This is a genomic window from Comamonas testosteroni (assembly GCF_030505195.1).
GTDB lineage: Bacteria > Pseudomonadota > Gammaproteobacteria > Burkholderiales > Burkholderiaceae_C > Comamonas > Comamonas testosteroni_G.
This window is the reverse complement of the sequence record NZ_CP129672.1, coordinates 4,176,926-4,194,570: the sequence shown is the minus strand read 5'-3', so window position 1 is coordinate 4,194,570 and position 17,645 is coordinate 4,176,926. Positions and strand designations below refer to the sequence as shown.

General features: G+C 65.1%; 17 protein-coding genes. 9 read left to right on the top strand and 8 right to left on the bottom strand.

Annotated features, from left to right (window positions below; all coding sequences use genetic code 11):
* Positions 1-16: 16 nt before the first annotated feature.
* Positions 17-1,951 carry a ferrous iron transporter B gene (gene feoB, locus QYQ99_RS19445; protein ID WP_302089604.1) on the bottom strand — a complete coding sequence of 645 codons (1,935 nt, stop codon included), beginning with the start codon at positions 1,949-1,951 and terminating at the stop codon, positions 17-19.
* A complete protein-coding gene (locus QYQ99_RS19440; RefSeq protein WP_302089603.1) occupies positions 1,948-2,280 on the bottom strand; it encodes a FeoA family protein in 333 nt (110 codons plus the stop codon). The genes feoB and QYQ99_RS19440 overlap by 4 nt, the downstream gene beginning before the upstream one ends.
* A gap of 257 nt (positions 2,281-2,537) precedes the next feature.
* On the opposite strand from QYQ99_RS19440, the gene QYQ99_RS19435 reads away from it, so the two are divergent.
* Positions 2,538-2,858, top strand: coding sequence for a YkgJ family cysteine cluster protein (locus QYQ99_RS19435; protein ID WP_302089602.1), 321 nt, complete (start codon positions 2,538-2,540; stop codon positions 2,856-2,858).
* Positions 2,859-2,893: 35 nt separating this feature from the next.
* On the opposite strand, the gene QYQ99_RS19430 is transcribed toward QYQ99_RS19435, so the two are convergent.
* Positions 2,894-3,625: a Stp1/IreP family PP2C-type Ser/Thr phosphatase gene (locus tag QYQ99_RS19430; RefSeq protein ID WP_302089601.1), complete on the bottom strand. Its 732-nt coding sequence runs from the start codon at positions 3,623-3,625 to the stop codon at positions 2,894-2,896.
* Between the two features lie 228 nt (positions 3,626-3,853).
* On the opposite strand from QYQ99_RS19430, the gene QYQ99_RS19425 reads away from it, so the two are divergent.
* The 5 genes from QYQ99_RS19425 (at position 3,854) to kynU (ending at position 9,027) form a co-directional block, all read left to right on the top strand.
* A complete protein-coding gene (locus tag QYQ99_RS19425) occupies positions 3,854-4,480 on the top strand; it encodes a LysE family translocator (protein ID WP_302089600.1) in 627 nt (208 codons plus the stop codon).
* A 10-nt stretch (positions 4,481-4,490) separates the two neighbouring features.
* Positions 4,491-5,291 (top strand): AraC family transcriptional regulator, encoded by an 801-nt coding sequence (locus QYQ99_RS19420; protein WP_302089599.1) that lies wholly within the window; start codon positions 4,491-4,493, stop codon positions 5,289-5,291.
* Positions 5,292-5,392: 101 nt separating this feature from the next.
* The gene (locus QYQ99_RS19415; protein WP_302089598.1) at positions 5,393-6,769 is read left to right on the top strand and encodes an amino acid permease; all 1,377 of its coding nucleotides are present in this window, start codon (positions 5,393-5,395) and stop codon (positions 6,767-6,769) included.
* A 152-nt stretch (positions 6,770-6,921) separates the two neighbouring features.
* Complete coding sequence (gene kynB, locus QYQ99_RS19410) at positions 6,922-7,554, top strand: arylformamidase (protein WP_302089597.1); 633 nt, start codon at positions 6,922-6,924, stop codon at positions 7,552-7,554.
* A 165-nt stretch (positions 7,555-7,719) separates the two neighbouring features.
* On the top strand, positions 7,720-9,027 hold the full coding sequence (gene kynU / locus QYQ99_RS19405) for a kynureninase (protein ID WP_302089596.1): 1,308 nt from the start codon (positions 7,720-7,722) through the stop codon (positions 9,025-9,027).
* Between the two features lie 36 nt (positions 9,028-9,063).
* Here the strand turns inward: kynU and QYQ99_RS19400 are convergent, their stop codons facing one another.
* On the bottom strand, positions 9,064-10,473 hold the full coding sequence (locus QYQ99_RS19400; protein ID WP_302089595.1) for an SLC13 family permease: 1,410 nt from the start codon (positions 10,471-10,473) through the stop codon (positions 9,064-9,066).
* A 97-nt stretch (positions 10,474-10,570) separates the two neighbouring features.
* Here QYQ99_RS19400 and QYQ99_RS19395 point away from each other — a divergent pair, with 97 nt between their 5' ends.
* Positions 10,571-11,146, top strand: a complete 576-nt coding sequence (locus tag QYQ99_RS19395; RefSeq protein ID WP_302089594.1) for a helix-turn-helix domain-containing protein — start codon at positions 10,571-10,573, stop codon at positions 11,144-11,146.
* 63 nt (positions 11,147-11,209) lie between these two features.
* Here the strand turns inward: QYQ99_RS19395 and QYQ99_RS19390 are convergent, their stop codons facing one another.
* A complete protein-coding gene (locus QYQ99_RS19390; RefSeq protein ID WP_302089593.1) occupies positions 11,210-12,151 on the bottom strand; it encodes a DNA-3-methyladenine glycosylase 2 in 942 nt (313 codons plus the stop codon).
* A gap of 141 nt (positions 12,152-12,292) precedes the next feature.
* On the bottom strand, positions 12,293-13,171 hold the full coding sequence (ada, locus tag QYQ99_RS19385) for a bifunctional DNA-binding transcriptional regulator/O6-methylguanine-DNA methyltransferase Ada (RefSeq protein WP_302089592.1): 879 nt from the start codon (positions 13,169-13,171) through the stop codon (positions 12,293-12,295).
* A gap of 155 nt (positions 13,172-13,326) precedes the next feature.
* Here ada and kynA point away from each other — a divergent pair, with 155 nt between their 5' ends.
* Both kynA and QYQ99_RS19375 read left to right on the top strand, forming a co-directional pair.
* Positions 13,327-14,202: a tryptophan 2,3-dioxygenase gene (gene kynA / locus QYQ99_RS19380; RefSeq protein ID WP_302089591.1), complete on the top strand. Its 876-nt coding sequence runs from the start codon at positions 13,327-13,329 to the stop codon at positions 14,200-14,202.
* A 114-nt stretch (positions 14,203-14,316) separates the two neighbouring features.
* Complete coding sequence (locus QYQ99_RS19375; RefSeq protein WP_302089590.1) at positions 14,317-15,582, top strand: MFS transporter; 1,266 nt, start codon at positions 14,317-14,319, stop codon at positions 15,580-15,582.
* Between the two features lie 61 nt (positions 15,583-15,643).
* On the opposite strand, the gene QYQ99_RS19370 is transcribed toward QYQ99_RS19375, so the two are convergent.
* A complete protein-coding gene (locus QYQ99_RS19370) occupies positions 15,644-16,834 on the bottom strand; it encodes an FAD-dependent monooxygenase (protein ID WP_302089589.1) in 1,191 nt (396 codons plus the stop codon).
* Positions 16,835-16,957: 123 nt separating this feature from the next.
* Positions 16,958-17,248, bottom strand: coding sequence for an H-NS histone family protein (locus QYQ99_RS19365; RefSeq protein ID WP_003078576.1), 291 nt, complete (start codon positions 17,246-17,248; stop codon positions 16,958-16,960).
* Positions 17,249-17,645 lie beyond the last annotated feature (397 nt).

Genomic DNA, 17,645 nt, shown 5'->3' with positions numbered 1-17,645 from the left:
TCCTTTCTCAGCTTTCTCAGCCCCAGCCCAGGGCCACGGCGACGCGATAGGTCACGAAGCTGGCCAGATAGGCCAGAGCAAACAGATAGCCGGCCATCAGCAGCGGATAGCGCCAGCCATTGGTCTCGCGCTTGACCATGGCCAGCGTGGAGATGCACTGGGGCGCAAACACGAACCAGACCAGCAGCGACAGCGCGGTCGCCAGCGACCAGCTGCTGGCGATCAGCGGGCTCAGCTGCTGGGCCATGGCATCGTCGCCCACGGCCGACAGCGCATACACCGTACCGAGCGCCCCCACCGCCACCTCGCGAGCGGCCATGCCGGGCACCAGCGCAATGGCGATCTGCCAGTTGAAGCCGATGGGCGCCAGCACCACTTCCAGCGCACGGCCGATCTGGCCCGCGAAGCTGTAGCGAATCGCGCCTTCGGTCACGCCCTCGGGAGCGCCGGGGTAGCTGGAGAGGAACCACAGCACGATGCTGACGGTCAGGATGATGCCGCCGACGCGGCGCAGGAAGATCATGGCCCGCTCGTACAGGCCCAGCACCAGGCTGCGCAGGCTGGGGATGCGGTAGGAAGGCAGCTCCATCAGCAGCGGCGTGCGGGTCTTGACCCTGGTGGCCAGCTTGCCCACCCAGGCCACGGCCATGGCGCTGGCGATGCCGCCCACATAGAGGGCAAACAGCACCAGACCCTGCAGATTGAAGAAGCCGGCCACGGTCTGCTCGGGGATGAAGGCACCGATCAGCAGCGTGTACACGGGCAGGCGTGCCGAGCAGGTCATCAGCGGCGCGATCATGATGGTCAGCAGACGGTCGCGCCAGCTGGAGATCGAACGCGTGGCCATGATGCCGGGCACGGCACAGGCAAAGCTGGACAGCAGCGGAATGAAGGAGCGTCCGGACAGGCCCACGCTGCCCATGATGCGGTCCAGCAAAAAGGCGGCGCGCGGCAGATAGCCCGAGTCCTCCAGCACCAGGATGAAGAAGAACAGAATCAGGATCTGCGGCAGAAAGACCACCACCGAGCCGGTACCGGCGATCACGCCGTCGACCAGCAGGCTGCGCAGCACGCCATCGGGCATCACCCCATGCACCCACTTGCCGAAGTCGCCGACCAGCCCTTCGATGCCGTCCATCAGGGGCTGGGCCCAGCTGAACACGGCCTGGAACATCAGGAACAGCGTCACCACCAGCACCAGCGTGCCCCACAGCGGGTGCAGCACCACGGAGTCGATGCGATCGTCACGCTGGGTGGGAGCCGCGGGCTCCTGCACGGTCAGGCGCATGATCTCGGCCACCTGCTGGTGCAGGGCCAGCAGCTGGGCGCGCGAGTTGCTGCCCGTCACGGGCTTGAACTGGCCTTCGAGCGTCGGAGCCTTGAGCTGCCTGGCCTGATCGCTGTCCAGCCATGCCAGCAGATCCTTGGCGCCGGACAGATGCACGCCCACGCTCTCCACCACGGGCACGCCCAGCAGCTCGCTGAGCCGGGCCTTGTTGATGACCAGTCCCTGGCGGCGCGCCATATCGCTCATATTGAGCACCACCACCATGGGCAGCCCCAGGGCGCGCGCCTCCAGCACCAGACGCAGGTTCAGGCGCAGATGGGTGGCATCGGTCACGCAGACCAGCAGCTCGGGCGGCGCTTCGCGCGGATGCATGCCCTTGACGATGTCGCGCGTGATGCGCTCGTCCTCGCTGTGCGCATCCAGGCTGTAGGTGCCGGGCAGGTCCAGCACGCGCACGCGGCGCTTGCCGGGCGTGCTCAGCCAGCCTTCCTTGCGCTCCACGGTCACGCCCGCGTAGTTGGCCACCTTCTGGCGGGCACCGGTCAGCAGATTGAACAGCGCCGTCTTGCCGCAGTTCGGGTTGCCCAGCAGCGCGGCGCGCAGGGGTGCCTGCTCCGCAGCCTGAGGGCTCATCATGGTGATCTGGGATTCGCGCGCGTTCATGCTGCGGCCTCCAGTTTCACCAGCACCTGGGCCGCCTCGTGGCGGCGCAGGGCAAATGTCGCCTGACCTATGCGCACGGCCAGCGGGTCCGGGCCGGGAAAGCCGGTGGCGACGACGCGCACGGACTCGCCGGGCAGAAAGCCGATTTCCATGAGTCTGAGCAGCAGGCTTTCATCCTCGCCTTCGCAGGAGGCCAGATCCACCACCTGGGCCGGCTGGTTCACCGCCAACTGGTCCAGGCCCATGACCGGCCCGGACGCGGCTGCAGTCGCTGCAGCGCTGGGAGATGGCACGCAGGATTCAGACGCTTGAACAGAAAAAGCATTCATGGACGAAGTAACTGACACCGGCTCAGAGATCGCCGAGGGGGACTGCAAAGAACTCATAGCGCATTATTAATTGATTTTGATTCTCATTTTCCATTTACTGTAGGCGATTGGTGCACAAGGGTGGCGAATTGGCACCAGCAGCATGGACTTTTGAGCGGGTATTGAGCAGCGCGGTTGACAAATCTGCGGCCCGGCACAACCAAAGGGTTTGCACAGCTGCGAAAATTACCGCCCCACGGAAAAATTCCGCCTCTCCCATGACCCATCCCTGCCTTAGCTGCGGCGCCTGCTGCGCGTCCTTTCGTGTCGATTTTTCCGTACACGAGTCCCAGGAGCATGGGGGCAGCGTCCCCGCAGGGCTGGTCGAGGAGGTCACCGACTACACCTGCCGCATGCGCGGCACGGACTGGGCCAGGCCGCGCTGCGCAGCCCTGGTGGGCAAGGTGGGAGAGAAGGCGTGTTGCGGCATCTATGAATGGCGCCCCTCGCCTTGCCGCGAGTTTGCTGCGGGCTCGGATGCCTGCAACCGCGTGCGCCAGCGCCACCAGCTGCCTTTGCTGGAAAGCGGTCTGATCTAGAAAACCGGGCGGCCGTCGTCCGCCATATCGGCAGATCAGGCGTCCTGCTCGATCAGTACCACGCCGATGTTGTCCTTGCCGCCCGCAGCATTGGCCGCCTCGATCAGGGCCTCCTGCAATTGCGCCAGCGGCAGGTTTTCCTCGAACAGGGTTTCAAGACTGGCGTCGCTGAGCATGTCGGTCAGGCCGTCGGAGCACAGCAAAATGCGATCTCCCTGCTGCAGCAGCCAGTGACTGAGCTCGGGCTCCACCTGGGGCATCACACCAAGCGCTCTTGTCACCAGATGACCGTAGCGCGAGGTCCTGGCATCTGCCTCGGTGATCCGGCCTGCATCGATATCTTGCTGTACCAGGGAGTGATCGCGCGTCAACCGCTGCAGCCGGCCAGCGCGCCAGGCATAGGCCCTGGAGTCGCCCAGATGGGCAATCAGCACCTCGCTTGCCAGCACCAGGGCGGCCACCACCGTGGTGCCCATGCCGCTGCAGCCGGGCGTGGTCTGCGCGGCGGCATAGATGGCCGTATTGGCCATGTGCAGGGCGTCCGTCAGCTCGCACTGCGCAGCCAGCATGGACTCATCGGCGGCCAGGCCGTGCTGCACGCTGGTCGTGATCAGCTCCACGGCCATGACGCTGGCCACCTCGCCCGCGTTGTAGCCGCCCATGCCGTCGGCCAGCACGGCAACCGGCCAGGGTCTGGCCTGCGGCTCCAGGCCCACCGAGTCTTCGTTATTGCTGCGCTGGCGACCCATGTCGGCACGCCCCACCATGCGTACGGCTGGCCAGACTCGGGATGGGCTAGAAGCTGCTGCGGATGACATGGACGATGGGACGGGGGTCAGGTTCGCGAAAGCATCCAAGCGTAACGCAAGTCAGCTTCGCTCCTTGTCCGAAAAAGACACTGTTTTGCACTTGTTAACCAAGCAAAGGCGCAATTTTGTTCAATACCTGGAAACGCCCAAAGCTCAGACTGGCGGCCTCTTGTTTCAGGTTTGCCCATGCTTTCTTCTGTTCTGGCCATGGCCGGATTTGCACTGGCCGGTGCCATCACGCCAGGACCGGTGAACGTGCTGGCCCTGCGCCATGGCAACGGCCGCGCCGGGGCCGCCTTCTGCTATGTGCTGGGAGCCAGCCTCAGCTATGCCCTCATCGTCTGGCTGATGGGCCAGAGCGGGCAATGGCTGCTCAAGCAGCCAGAGCTGCTGCGCTGGGCGCCGCGCATCTGTGCTCTCTATCTGCTGTGGCTGGCCTGGCAGCTGGCCAAGGCCCCCGGGGACCATGGCGGCGCGGCCAGGCAGAGCGCCCCCGCATCACTGCCGGCCGGCCCAGGCGGAGCGTTCGTGCAAGGCATTGCCATTCAAAGCCTCAACCCCAAGGCCTGGCTGGTGGCGCTTTCGGGCATCGGCATGTTCGTGGCCCCGCTGGCCGCGCAGCAGGTCTCGCTGCCAAGCGCATTGCTGCTGTTTTGCACCGTCTCCTTGCTGGCCTGCCTGCTCGGCGTCGGCTGCTGGGCCGCCCTGGGCCATGCACTGACCCGGTGGCTGAATACGCCACTGCGCCGCCAGCGGCTGAACCAGGCCCTGGCCATGGTGCTGGTGGCAAGCGTGGTCAGCATGCTGGCATGATGAGGCCGTCATGCCAGCCCCCAGCCACCATTTCCACCGCCACCCGGCCCTGCCCTGGGCCGAGCTGCGCATCAGCCGCCAGTCCTGCTACAGCTACCGGCTGCATGCGCATGCCCAGTACTCCATCGGCATCGTGGATGAAGGCGAGACCCTGTTTCTGCACGACGATGGCCCGGAAACATTGGGCGCGGGCAGCGTGGTGCTGATCGAGCCGGGCCACTGGCATGCCTGCAACCCCGAGACATTGCAGCCATGGTCCTACCGCATGCTGTTCGTGCAGGCCGACTGGGTTCATGAGCGGCTCGGCGTCGGCGCCCTGCGCTTTGCCCGGCGTGCCCTGAACGAGCCGGGCATCTCGCGCCGGGCCGACAGTCTCTGCCAGCCGCTTGCCAGCAGCGCCACGGACACGCAGCTGCAGCTGCATGCGCAATCGCTGGCGGATTTTCTGCAGCTGCTGGGCAGTGCCGCCCACACTCATGCCGCAAAGCCCCAGCTGCCCGATGCCGTCCTGCCTGCGCTGCAGCACATGCACCGCAGCCCCGAAGACGAGACCAGCGTCCAGGCCCTGGCCCTGCGCTGCGGCATGAGCCCCAGCCGTTTCATCCGCCGCTTCAGGGCCGTCACCGGCGTCACGCCCGGGGCCTACCGACTCAATCTGCGGCTCAATGGCGTGCGCCACCTGCTGGCCCAGGGCGAGCCCCTGGCCTCGGTCGCGCAACAGATGGGTTTTGCCGACCAGGCCCATATGCAGCGCGCCTTCAAGGCCCATCATGCGCTGACGCCCGGCAACTACGCCGCAATGCCGCGCTGAGCCGGCTGGGCCTGCGTCAAGGACATTCGCCGCCACGCCGCTGCAGCCGGTCATTCGCGGGATACTTGCCGCTTCGACTTTTTCGCATGCGCAAGTCAGCAATGGCCAACTTTGACAGTATTCAGCAACGCGAGACAGGCTTGCAGCAGCACCTGAACTCCGCCCAGATGACCATGATCGCCATCGGTGGCGCCATCGGTACCGGCCTCTTCATGGGCAGCGCCTTCGCCATCGGCTTTGCCGGCCCCAGCGTGCTCATCAGCTACGCCATCGGCGCCTTCATCGGCCTGCTGCTCATGGGATGCCTGGCCGAGATGACCGTGGCCCACCCCACCTCGGGCTCCTTCGGCGCCTACGCCGAGCACTACATCAGCCCGCTGGCCGGCTTTGTGGTGCGCTATGCCTACTGGGGAGCCGTGGTGCTGGCCGTGGGCATGGAGGTCACGGCCGTGGGCAAGTACATGGCCTACTGGTTCCCCACGGTGGACCCATGGATCTGGGTGGCGCTGTTCTCGGTCCTGCTGGCCGCCGTCAATGCCACCAGCGTCAAGGCCTTCGGCCAGGTCGAGTACTGGTTCTCCATGGTCAAGGTGATTGCCATCGTGGCCTTTATCCTGGTTGCGGCCTATGTGGTCTTCGGCACCCGACCCGAGGGCGTGGGGTTCGACAACTATGTCGTCGATGGCGGCTTCTTCCCCAACGGCTGGTGGGGGACCTGGGTGGGCGTGATCGTGGCCATCTTCAGCTATCTGAGCCTGGAATCCATTGCCATCGCTGCCGGCGAGGCCCAGAACCCCAAGCAGGCCGTGACCCGCGCCTTCCGCACCACGGTGCTACGCCTGGTGCTGTTCTATCTGCTGTCGCTGGCACTGATGCTGGCCATCGTTCCCTGGAGCCATGCGGGCACGGACAAGAGCCCGTTTGTCAAGGTGATGGAGATTTTGCAGATCCCGGGCGCGGCTGCGGCCCTGAACTTCGTGGTGCTGCTGGCCTCGCTGTCGGCCATGAACAGCCAGCTCTATGTCACCTCGCGCATGATGTTCAGCCTCTCGCGCGGCGGCTATGCCCCCAAGGGCCTGAGCAAGCTCAGCAAAAGCGGCGTGCCGCTGGGCGCGATTGCCGTCTCCTGCCTGGGCATGGCCGTGGCCATGGTGCTCAACGTGCTCAAGCCCACGCAGTCGCTGGAGCTGATGATGTCGATCGCCATGTTTGGCGCGATGTTTGCCTGGTTCATGGTGTTCGTGACCCATCTGTTCTTCCGCCCGCGCTGGCAGCGCGAGCATCCTGGCCAGAAGCTGGAGTTCCGCATGTGGGGCTTTCCCGTGCTGACGCTGGTCGGGGCGCTGCTGATGGCGGGCGTGATCGTCACCACGCTGTTTACCAAGGAGTTCCACACCACCGTGCTGGTGGGAGTGCCGTTTCTGATCGTGCTGGTGCTGGTCTATGCTCTTTGGTACCGCAAGAAAATCGCCCCCTGAGCGGCCCCGCCGCTTCCCCCTCTCTCGCCTTGCTTCGCAATCCGGGAGGGGGACGACACCTTCGCTGCGGGGCGGCCCTTGCTCGGCGTCACTGGCTGGAACTGAGCCAGTTGCCAACCCACTGCTCAAACATAGACATCGCGAGCCACACCATGACACGCCAGATCTGGGATATTTCTCCTGCCATCCATCCTGCCGCACCGGTGTTTCCGGGCGACACGCCCTATAGCCAGGAATGGGTGGCCAGCATTGGCCCGGGCTGCCCGGTCAATGTCAGCGCCATTCATCTCTCGCCCCATGTGGGCGCGCATGCCGATGCGCCGCTGCACTACGATGCGCAGGGCGCGGCCATTGGCGCCGTCGATCTGGATGCCTTTCTGGGCCCCTGCCGCGTGATCCACGCCATAGGCTGCGGGCCGCTGATCGAGTGGCGCCACATAGCGCACGCCATCGATGCCGGCCTGCCCGGGCGCGTGCTGGTGCGCACCTACGAGAAAGCGCCCACCGGCTGGGATGCCGACCTTGCCGCCTATGCCCCCGAGACCGTGCAAAAGCTCGCCGATCTGGGCGTCAGGCTGATCGGCATAGACACTGCCAGCATAGACCCCGCCAGCAGCAAGAGCCTGGACAGCCATATGGTGATCCGCCAGCGCGGCCTGCGCGTGCTGGAGAACCTGGTGCTCGACGAGGTCGGCGAAGGCGACTATGAGCTGATCGCTCTGCCGCTCAAGCTCACCGAGGCCGATGCCTCGCCGGTGCGTGCCGTGTTGCGCAGCCTGCTCTGAAGCGCTTGGTGCAAATAAACCGATGTCCTCGCTGCGAGGCGGCTGGGCTGCCCCGGTCTCGGACACAATGGGCGAACCCGAATCCAGCCATATTTGAATCAGAACCGGCTCTGGCGTAGACACAATCAGCGTCAGCAGCTATCAAAAATGAGAAAAGGAAGACAAATGACCACTTTGCAAGACTGCCAGGCGCTGGACGCCCAGGACCCGCTGCGCGCGCTGCGCGAGCGCTTTGCCCTGCCCCAGGGCGTGATCTACCTGGACGGCAACTCCCTGGGCGCCCAGCCCAAAGCCGCCGCCGCGCGCGTGGCCGAAGTGGTGACGCAGGAATGGGGCCAGGACCTCATCACCTCCTGGAACAAGGCCGGCTGGATCACGCTGCCCGAGCGCCTGGGCAACCAGTTCGCCCCCTGGCTGGGCGCGGGCCAGGGCGAGCTGGTGTTCACCGACACCACCTCCATCAACCTCTACAAGGTGCTGAGCGCCGCCGCCCGCATCGCCCGCGAAGATGCGCCCGGCCGCAAAAAGCTGATCAGCGAGCGCAGCAACTTCCCCACCGATCTCTACATCGCCCAGTCCGTGTGTCAGGAATACGGCCTGGAGCTGGTGCTGCTCGAGCCCGAGGAAATCGCCGGCGCGCTGCAGACCGACGTGGCGATCTCCATGCTCACCCATGTCAACTACCGCACGGGTGCCATGCACGATATGGCAGCCGTCACGGCCGCCGCCCATGCCCAAGGCATTCTCTGCGTCTGGGATCTGTGCCACAGCGCAGGCGCCGTGCCCGTGGACCTCAAGGGCGCCGATGCCGACTTTGCCGTGGGCTGCGGCTACAAATACCTCAACGGCGGCCCCGGCGCGCCGGCCTTTGTCTGGGCGCATCCGCGCCTGATCAACCGCTTCTGGCAGCCGCTGTCGGGCTGGTTCGGCCACGCCGAGCCTTTCAAGTTCGTGCCCGACTACCACCCCGCCCAGGGCATACAGCGCTATCTCTGCGGCACCCAGCCCATGATCAGCATGAGCGTGCTGCAGTGCGGTATCGATATCTACACCGAGGCCGAGGCTTTTGGCGGCATGGCCGCGCTGCGCAAGAAGTCGCTGGCGCTGACCGATCTGTTCATCCAGCTCGTGCAAGAGCGCTGCCAGGGCTACGGCCTGGGTCTGGCGACACCGCGCGAGCATGCGGCACGCGGCTCCCAGGTCTGCCTGACCCGGGAAGAAGGCATGGGCCTGAACGGCCAGGGCAGTGGCGCTTACGCCATTGTCCAGGCGCTGATTGCACGCGGCGTGATCGGTGATTTCCGCAAGGGCGACGGCGGCACGGGCAAGCACAAGGACATTCTGCGCTTCGGCTTCACACCGCTGTATGTGGGCTTTGTCGATGTCTGGAACGCCGTCGAGCACCTGCGCCAGGTGCTGGAATCGGGTGAGTGGCAACAGCCCGAGTTCAATACCGTGCACGCGGTAACCTGAGGGCTTCGGCCCGGGCACGGGCCGGCCGGCATCCGGTCAGGCCCGCGCCCAGCTCCAATTGAGTACGCCCATCAGTGCCACGGCAACCAGGTCCAGCATCAGCACGCTTTGCTGCACCCAGCGCCGCTGGGCAGTGCCTTGCGCCAGCAGTTGCACCGCCATCTCCACCTTGCCGGGCGAAGCCATGAGCAGCAGCGAGGCACTGACGTTGTGCACGGCCATGAATGGCAGCAGCGGCGCGCCCAGCGCCTGGGCGATCTCGGCCTGCGTGGCCGCGAACATGGCATTGGCCCCGGTATTGGAGCCGGTCACGAAGCCGCCCAGCGCTCCCACAAAGGGCGCGCCCAGCAGATACAGCGGGCCGCTGCGGGCCAGCGCCTGCGCCAGCTGCGCAGCCATGCCCGAAACCGCCATCAGCACGCCCAGCACAATGAACAGCGCCGTGACCGGAGCCACCTGCAGCCAGGCGCGCCAGACCTTTGCCAGCGATGGGCGCGCCGGCCGGCCTCGTGTGAAAAAAATCGCCGCCACCAAAAGCCACAGCCCCGGCGAAGCCAGCCCATGCCAGGCAGCGGGCAGATCCAGGATGCGCAGCAGCGCAGCGGCCGCCAGCACGCCGCCCAGCAGCAGCGCATAGGCCGCCAGCGCACGCCGCCCCGGCGCGCTCAGGGGCGGCTTGTCCGCGTCCGCCCGCGACACGCGCAGGCGCAGCAGATGCCAGCCCACCACCAGCAAGGCTCCGAGCGCCCCTGCGGGCGCCGTGCCGGCCAGGGTATTCATCAAGGCCACGGCCGCCGTCAGCGACAGACCCGACAACAGCCCCTGCAGCAGCGCCGGCCCACGACGCCCCGGCCCACTCGCCAAAGCCGCCGCCGCCATGCCGGTGATGACAAACGGGATCACGCTGACCAGCGCCGAGGCCTGACCCAGCTCCTTGAAGGGCAGGCCGGCCATGGTGGCCGCCACCAGCGTCCCCGGCCCCATGGAGCCCCAGGGCACGGCGCACAGGCCCAGCAGGCCGATGAGCACCACCTTGCGCGGCGGCAGACCGAAGTGCGCGAGCAGCGGTATGCCTATGGTCACGCCCACGCCGAAGCCGGTGACCGACTCGGCAAACGGCGTGATGCCATGCACCACCAGCAGCACGGCGCCCGTGCCGCTGCCGGCCCTGGCCAGCAGCCAGTCGGCCAGGGCCTTCTGCGCTCCCGACGCGCGCAACACCTCGGACAGCAGCAGCCCGCCGGCCACGATCAGCAGCACTTCCAGCAGCACCGGCGTCCAGTGCGAGCCTGCGGCCAGCCACTGAGATGCGGGCTGGGCAAACGCCAGGGCAATCACCGGCAGCGCCACCGCCACGCCGAGCGCCGCAGCATGCAGCGAGCGCCAGCCCGCCAGCAAGGCGGCAATGACGGTGGCCACGGGCAAGGCGCTCAGAAGCATGTACATTGCATTCATCCTTGAAAAATAATTTCCTATACGCAAAATTATTTTCTCATAGGAAAATTTTCAGCACAAGAACAGACGCCATGACAAGGAGCCGGACTTGAACTCCACCACCGCATCGCAGGCATCGGAGCAGGATGCGCTTTTCGGCGCCGCCGTCCGCGCACGCCGCGCCCAGTTGGGCATCACACTGGATCAGCTGGCCCAGGCCAGCGGCGTCTCACCGGGCGCGCTGTCGCGCGTGGAGCGCGGCCTGCTGGCCACCAGCCTGCGCAATGCCATGGCGATTGCGCAAGGCCTGGGCTGCGAGCTGGGCGAGCTGGTGCAAAGCGCGCCCAGCGCGCAGATCACGCGCGCCGGCGAGAACCTGCGCTTTGTCGACGAGGCCAGCGGCGTCGAGCGCCTGGCCCTGGCCAGCCCCAGCGCGGGCGTGAGCCTGGTGCACTACCACTTTCCGCCGCATGCCGCCTCCAGCCATTTCGCGGCCCACCGCGCAGGCACGCGCGAGGTCTTTCACGTGCTCGAAGGCAGCATCCAAGTCTTCACCGCCCAGGAGCAGGTGCTGCTGCATGCGGGCGACACGGCCACGCTGGTGGTGGACAGCGAGCATCGGCTGGCCAATGCCTCGGGCCAGCCCGCACGCCTGCTGCTGCTGGTGCTGTCGCCCCCGCTCTGAAGCGCTGCGGCCTGTCGCCTCTCAATAGGCACCTCTCAATAGGCGCCTCTCAGTAGTCGCTTTTCAATAGGCGCTGTCGGCCAGCGAGGCCCACAGGTGGGCGGCCACCAGCGCGCGCCAGGGCCTGAACTGCTCCAGCCAGTCGCTGGCGGCACGCGCATCGGGCTTGTCGCTGCCCGTGAGCAGACCGATGGCCCGGCGCACCGCCACATCCCCGTGCAGGCTGCCGTCGGGCCAGCCATAGCCACGCAGCAAGGTGTAGTTCACCGTCCACGGCCCTATGCCCTTGAGCGCCAGCAATTGCGCCGAGGCAGCTGCCACATCCTCCTCATCCCAGCGGCCGGCGGCGCTGCGGGCGGCCCAGTCTTCCAGCGGCAGGCGATCCTCGGCAACGGCCTGGGCCACGGCCAGCAGGGTCTGGGCCTTGGCCTGGGAAAAGCCCGCGCCGCGCAGCGCGTCCAGCCCCAAGGCCGCCACGCGCTGTGCATCGGGATAGGCGTGCAGCGCCGGCATGTCCCCGCCTTGCGCCAGCGGCTCGCCTGCCAGCGCGATCAGCTTGCGCCGCAGCGAAACGGCCACGGCCACCGTGATCTGCTGGCCGGTGATGGCCCAGGTCAGCGCCTCGAAGGGCGTGGGCGAGCCGGGCACATGCAGGCCGGCCTGGCGCGAAAGCAGCGCGCCCAGCTCAGGGTGATCGCCATGCGCCAGCTCCAGCTGGCCGGGCGCGTAGACCAGCCCCAGCATGCGTTTGACCATCGCTTGCAGCGCAGCCCGGTCTGCCGCAGCCGGCTCTGCCTGCGGCGCATGCAAGCTGACCTGCACCTGTCCGCTCTGCCATTGCAGCTGCAGCAAGGCGGGGCTACGCTGCCACATGATGGCCTTGTGCAGGCTGCGCGCACCGGCATCGACCCGCTCGGCCAGCTGCTGCTCGTCGCGATCATGGAAATGCACGAATTCGTCGAAGCGGTAGCGCGCGGGCAGGGCAATGGAGACTTCAAGCAGCATGCGGTTTTCTATCACAGGGGGCAGCGCCGTAGCGAGCCTGTGCTTCATTCGTAATATTGATAGCTTCTATCGCTCATCAGACAATGATTTCAGATAGATTTCTATTCGAAATCCTTGATTAGCATGCGATAGCAGCTCTCTTTAAGAGAGCTTGAGCTGGGCCTGCTGGGCCTCGCGCAGCAGCAGCGCACGCTTGCGCTCCACGCCCCAGCGATAGCCCGAGATGCTTCCGTCATTGCGCAGCACACGGTGACAGGGCACGGCCACTGCAATCGGGTTGGCAGCCACCGCGCTGGCCACGGCCCGCGTGGCGCTCGGCTGGCCCAACTGCCGGGCCAGCTCACTGTAGCTGACAGTCTTGCCGGCCGGAATGCTCTGCAGCGCCTGCCACACGCGCTGCTGGAACGCCGTGCCCTGAATATCCAGCGGCAGGGCCAGCCCCAGCCTGGGCTGCTCCATCAGGGCCACCACCTGGGCCACGGTCTGTTCATACTGGGCGTCGGCCCCGATCAGCTGCGCCGCCGCAAAACGCTGCTGCAGATCGTCCACCAGCGCATGGGGATCATCGCCCAGCAGCACGCAGCACACGCCCTTGTCGGTGCTGGCCACCAGCAGGCTGCCCAGCGAGCATTCGGCCAGGGCAAAGCGGATGCGCTGGTCCTGGCCGCGCCTGCGATAGGACTGCGGTGCCATGCCCAGCATGGCCGGCGCGTCCTTGTAGAAGCTGCTGCTGGCTTCATAGCCGCTCAGATAGGCCGCATCGGTGACCGACTCGCTGGCCTCCTGCGCCAGCGCGGCACGCACATGCCTGCCGCGATAGGCCTTGGCATAGGCCTTGGGCGTGAGCCCCGTGGCGCGCTTGAAGTTGCGGTGCAACTGCCAGGGGCTGAGACCGAGGCGCTGCGCCAGCTCCTCCAGAGCGGGCATGGGCTCTTCGCTCTCCAGCCAGCGGCAGCACTGGATCATGCGCTCATCTGTTTGCGAATTTGCAGCGGCGGTGGAAGGCAGAGGACTGGGCATGGCGTGAATCTCGGCGGAGTGCGTTTTCTGTCATCGGTCTGTGACTGGCCCGACTTTACGCAAAGCTATGGCAGCTTGCATCCACGTTCTTGCAGGCTTTGTGTGCCCGGATTCGGTTACGCTGCGCGCACCTGTCCATCAACAATGACTTCACCATGACGAATGAATCCTCCGGCTGCCCTATGCATGGCGGCGCCGCCATCGTCCACGACGAGAAAGCCCAGCTCGACTTCAGCCGTGACATGAGCTATGGCGACTATCTACATCTGGACCAGATTCTCACGGCCCAACATCCGCTGTCGCCCGCGCATGACGAGATGCTGTTCATCGTGCAGCACCAGACCAGCGAGCTGTGGATGAAGCTGATGCTGCACGAGGTGCGCGCGGCTACGGCAGCCATTGCCAATGCCTCAGGCGCGACCAAGCCCGATGCCTTCAAGATGCTGGCGCGCGTCTCGCGCATCATGGAGCAGCTGGTCAGCGCCTGGACCGTGCTGTCCACCATGACGCCGCCCGAATATTCGGCCATGCGCCCCTATCTGGCCAACTCCAGCGGCTTCCAGAGCTACCAGTACCGCTGCATCGAGTTTGCGCTGGGCAACAAGAACGCGGCCATGCTCCAGCCCCACGCCCACCGCTCCGATCTGCTGGCCCAGGTGCAGGCCGCCTACGAATCGCCATCGCTGTACGACGTGGCCCTGCAGTTGCTGGCCCGCGAAGGCATCGCTGTGCCTGCCGACCGCCTGCAGCGCGACTGGACCCAGCCCTATGAGGCCAGCGAGGGCGTGAAACAGGCCTGGATCACCGTCTACCGTGACCCGCACAAGCACTGGGATCTGTACCAGCTGGGAGAAAAGCTGGCCGATATCGAGGACGCCTTCCGTCTCTGGCGCTTCCGCCACCTGACCACGGTGGAGCGAGTCATCGGCTTCAAGCGCGGCACCGGCGGCACCGGCGGCGTGAGCTATCTCAAGAAGATGCTGGACGTGGTGCTGTTCCCCGAGATCTGGAGCCTGCGCACCGAGCTGTAGGCCGGCCACCAAGGCCATCGCCATTCAGGCTGCCCCTGCTGCTCCTTAGTGACAGCGCGGGCAGCCTGAATTATTTAGTCTTCGTGCAAAACCTAACATCGCAACAAACTGCCCATGTCTTCCGATCACAGCGCCGCCGAGGCTGCGCCGAACGCCGGCCCCAGGCCCGACTCTTCCGCCTGGGCCATGCTGGTCTGCCTGCTCACGGGCTTTGCACTGAGCCAGGCCTTCAGAACCGTCACGTCCATCATCGCCGACGGTCTGCGCACCGACTTCGGCCTGTCCGCGCAATCGCTGGGCTCGTTTGCCGGGCTATTTGCACTGTCCTTCGGCGTGGCCCAGTTGCTCATGGGCATAGGCATGGATATCTACGGCCTGCGCCGCACCGTGCTGCTGGCCTTTCCCCTGTCCATTGCGGGGGCTGCGCTGTCCGCACTGGCACCCAGCTACTCCTGGCTGATGCTGGGCCAGTTGCTGATCGGCGTGGGCTGCTCGCCCGCCTTTCTGGCCAGCACCATGTTCATCGCGCGCCACTTTCCGGCCGATAAATTTGCCTATCTCTCGGGCATCGGCCTTGGCCTGGGCGGGTTGGGCCTGCTGTTTACCGGCACGCCCATGGCCTGGCTGGTGCAGCACATGGGCTGGCGTGCCGGCTTTGCGCTGCTGGCGGTGCTGAGTGTGCTGTCCTGGCTGCTGATTTTCTTCAAGGTGCACGAGCCCGCGCTTGCCGGGGACTCCCAGCCCAAGCCTGGCTTCATGCAGGCACTGCAAGGTTTTGGCAGCCTGCTGCTGCTGCCCCATACCTGGGGCATTGTGCTGCTGGGCATGGTCAGCTATGCCTCGTTTCTCACCGTGCGCGGCCTATGGCTCAGTCCCATGCTGATGGATCGCTACCAGTTCTCATTGGTCACGACCGGCAATGTGGCACTGGCCTGCTCCGTCATTTCGCTGTTTGTGCCTTCCATGTTCGGCCGGCTGGACCCCGGTCCGGCCAGACGCCGCCAGCGCATTGCACGCTTTGCGCTGTTCATGGCCGCCGTTTTCGTAGCACTGGCCCTGGTCCATCAATCCGCAGGCAGCGTGCTGCTGCTGCTGGTCATGAGTGTGCTTTCAGGCTACGGCACGCTGATCTATGCCGATGTGCGCTCCTCCTACCCACCGGCCACGACGGGACGCGCGCTGTCCATCTTCACCATGGCCATGTTTCTCGGAGCCGCGCTCATGCAGTGGCTGTCCGGTCTGGTTGCCGGCGTTGCGGAACGCCAGAATGCCGACATCTATCAGGCAGTGATGCTGATGATTGCCGCCATGCTGGGCAGCGGTGTGCTGGCCTACCGGCTCATCAAGCCTTCGCCGCTGCTGCTCAAGGCCAGCCACTGAAGCTGTCTATCTGCGAGGCCGGCACCGGTGCGAAAGCCATCCCGGTCATGGTGAGCTGTCGCTAAAGTGCGCCCTCATAGAGCCAGGGCACATCCATGATGCGCCCGCCCAGAGCGCGCAACGACAGGTCGCGCCCCCAGCGCACAGGCCCTGTCGCATGGAAGATCCGGCCATTGCGCAGCGAGCGCTCCTGCACCTTGGCATTGCGCTGCCAGCGATTGAGCGCATAGCGGCGCAGCCGCAGACTGACATCCAGATCATGCATGGACAAAGCACTTTGCAGCTCGGCCGCATCCTCGATGGCCATGCCCGCACCCTGCGCCAGATAGGGGCGCATGGGATGGGCTGCATCACCCAGCAGGGCCACAAGGCCTTGCGCCATCTGAGTCTCTGAGGACACCGGCTGCCGGTCAGCCACCGGCCACAAACGCCATTCACCGCCCACATCGGGAACGTGTTGAACCAGATCCTGCAGGTAACCGCATGCGCCCTGAAGATGCTGGAGCAGGTCGGGCAGATTGGCAGAATGGTCCCAGTGGTCGAGATCCTCTGGCGCCGGCCCCTGCACGATGACCACCAGATTCTGCAACTCGCCCCGGCGCACGGGATACTGAATGGCATGCAATTGCGGCCCCATCCAGGCCGTAACCTCGCTGGTGCGCAAGCGCTTGGGCAGATTTGCCTGATGCACCATGGCCCGATAGGCCAGGTGCCCGGTCACACGCGGCGGGCCATCGCCCAGCATCTGTGCACGCACGGCGCTGCGCACGCCATCGGCGCCGATCAGGGCATCGCCCTCGATGAGCTTGCCGGTACTGGTGCGAATGGTGACCACACCGTCCTGCTGGCTATAGCTGCTGACGAACTGGTTGAGGTTGAGGTGAGCCTGCGGCAGAACCTGCAATGCCTCCAGCAGAATCTGGTGCAGGTCGGCGCGATGAATGGTGAGGTAGCTGGCTCCATAGCGCTGCACCATATCTGCGCCCAAGGTCAGTCGCCCCAGCTCTTTCCCCGACACGGCACTGCAGGCTCGCAAGGCCGAAGGGCAGGCCACGACCTGCTGCAACGATCGCTGCAGCCCCCATGCCTGAAGGCGGCGCACCACATTGGGTCCCAGTTGAATGCCGGCTCCGACTTCCGAAAACTGCGCGGCACGCTCGAACAGACGCACATCCCAATCGGCCCGCACCGCCGCAATAGCTGCTGCCAGACCACCAATACCACCACCCGCAATCAACACCTGCTTGTTCATGGACTCTTATTGTGCCGCTTAGTCAGCTGCATCGAAGAGAACTCTGGTTTGCGCTGCCGCAAACCTTGTCGCCATGAAAAAAGCCCGCCAAGGCGGGCTCTTTCAACGTGCGCAAACAGCAGATCAAATGGCGAACTTTTCGCGGTCCTGATCTGCAATCCACTTTGGCGGCTTGCCACGGCCGGTCCAAGTCTGACCCGTAGCAGGATCACGATACTTGGGGGCCACCTTGGCGCCCGCATTGGCGGAAGAGCGCGCGCGAGCGGGAGGGAAGACATCTTCAGCAGTCAAGCCGTACTCGGCAATCAGGCCACGAACCTTGCTCACAGCGTCGGCCAGTTCACGCGAACGGGCTTCGTTGATTTGCTGTTCCAGCTCTTCTCTCTGCTTCAGGAGTTCCTTGTAAGTGCTCATGATTTGCGCTTCTTGGTTGATTAAAGAGACTTCATTATAAATGCCGGAATTTCAAATTCATGATTTTCCGAGTAAGCAAAAACCACAATTCAAAATATTTATAAAATGCTACTACGTGTTAATAAATAGCTATTCCGCCTCCGAAGCAAGCAATATTTTTTCGATACGCGCTCATCCCAATCAATCGCCTCAAATATCCAGCCGCTACACATGAGCATCTGGCCCGCAACGGGCCAATGACTGCTTTGACGAGGAATAAACCGGTCGGCGTGTTATGACGCTCCCCAGCCTTCGTCTGGCAATACTCAAATAGTCAGCCCAGCCTTCAATCCTGTTCAATTCTGAATAGGCAGCAGACCCTTGAGCAGTCAGAGTCCATCTTCTTTGCGAGTTGACC

Excerpts from the sequence above, each read along its gene's own strand:
- QYQ99_RS19425 (WP_302089600.1), top strand. The coding sequence starts at position 3,854 with ATGCTTTCTTCTGTTCTGGCCATGGCCGGATTTGCACTGGCCGGTGCC.
- QYQ99_RS19430 (WP_302089601.1), bottom strand. The coding sequence starts at position 3,625 with ATGGTGGGGCGTGCCGACATGGGTCGCCAGCGCAGCAATAACGAAGAC.
- feoB (WP_302089604.1), bottom strand. The coding sequence starts at position 1,951 with ATGAACGCGCGCGAATCCCAGATCACCATGATGAGCCCTCAGGCTGCG.
- QYQ99_RS19375 (WP_302089590.1), top strand. The coding sequence starts at position 14,317 with ATGTCTTCCGATCACAGCGCCGCCGAGGCTGCGCCGAACGCCGGCCCC.
- QYQ99_RS19370 (WP_302089589.1), bottom strand. The coding sequence starts at position 16,834 with ATGAACAAGCAGGTGTTGATTGCGGGTGGTGGTATTGGTGGTCTGGCA.
- QYQ99_RS19390 (WP_302089593.1), bottom strand. The coding sequence starts at position 12,151 with ATGCTGCTTGAAGTCTCCATTGCCCTGCCCGCGCGCTACCGCTTCGAC.
- kynA (WP_302089591.1), top strand. The coding sequence starts at position 13,327 with ATGACGAATGAATCCTCCGGCTGCCCTATGCATGGCGGCGCCGCCATC.
- kynU (WP_302089596.1), top strand. The coding sequence starts at position 7,720 with ATGACCACTTTGCAAGACTGCCAGGCGCTGGACGCCCAGGACCCGCTG.
- QYQ99_RS19420 (WP_302089599.1), top strand. The coding sequence starts at position 4,491 with ATGCCAGCCCCCAGCCACCATTTCCACCGCCACCCGGCCCTGCCCTGG.
- QYQ99_RS19365 (WP_003078576.1), bottom strand. The coding sequence starts at position 17,248 with ATGAGCACTTACAAGGAACTCCTGAAGCAGAGAGAAGAGCTGGAACAG.
- kynB (WP_302089597.1), top strand. The coding sequence starts at position 6,922 with ATGACACGCCAGATCTGGGATATTTCTCCTGCCATCCATCCTGCCGCA.
- QYQ99_RS19415 (WP_302089598.1), top strand. The coding sequence starts at position 5,393 with ATGGCCAACTTTGACAGTATTCAGCAACGCGAGACAGGCTTGCAGCAG.
- QYQ99_RS19440 (WP_302089603.1), bottom strand. The coding sequence starts at position 2,280 with ATGAATGCTTTTTCTGTTCAAGCGTCTGAATCCTGCGTGCCATCTCCC.
- QYQ99_RS19400 (WP_302089595.1), bottom strand. The coding sequence starts at position 10,473 with ATGTACATGCTTCTGAGCGCCTTGCCCGTGGCCACCGTCATTGCCGCC.
- ada (WP_302089592.1), bottom strand. The coding sequence starts at position 13,171 with ATGCCCAGTCCTCTGCCTTCCACCGCCGCTGCAAATTCGCAAACAGAT.
- QYQ99_RS19435 (WP_302089602.1), top strand. The coding sequence starts at position 2,538 with ATGACCCATCCCTGCCTTAGCTGCGGCGCCTGCTGCGCGTCCTTTCGT.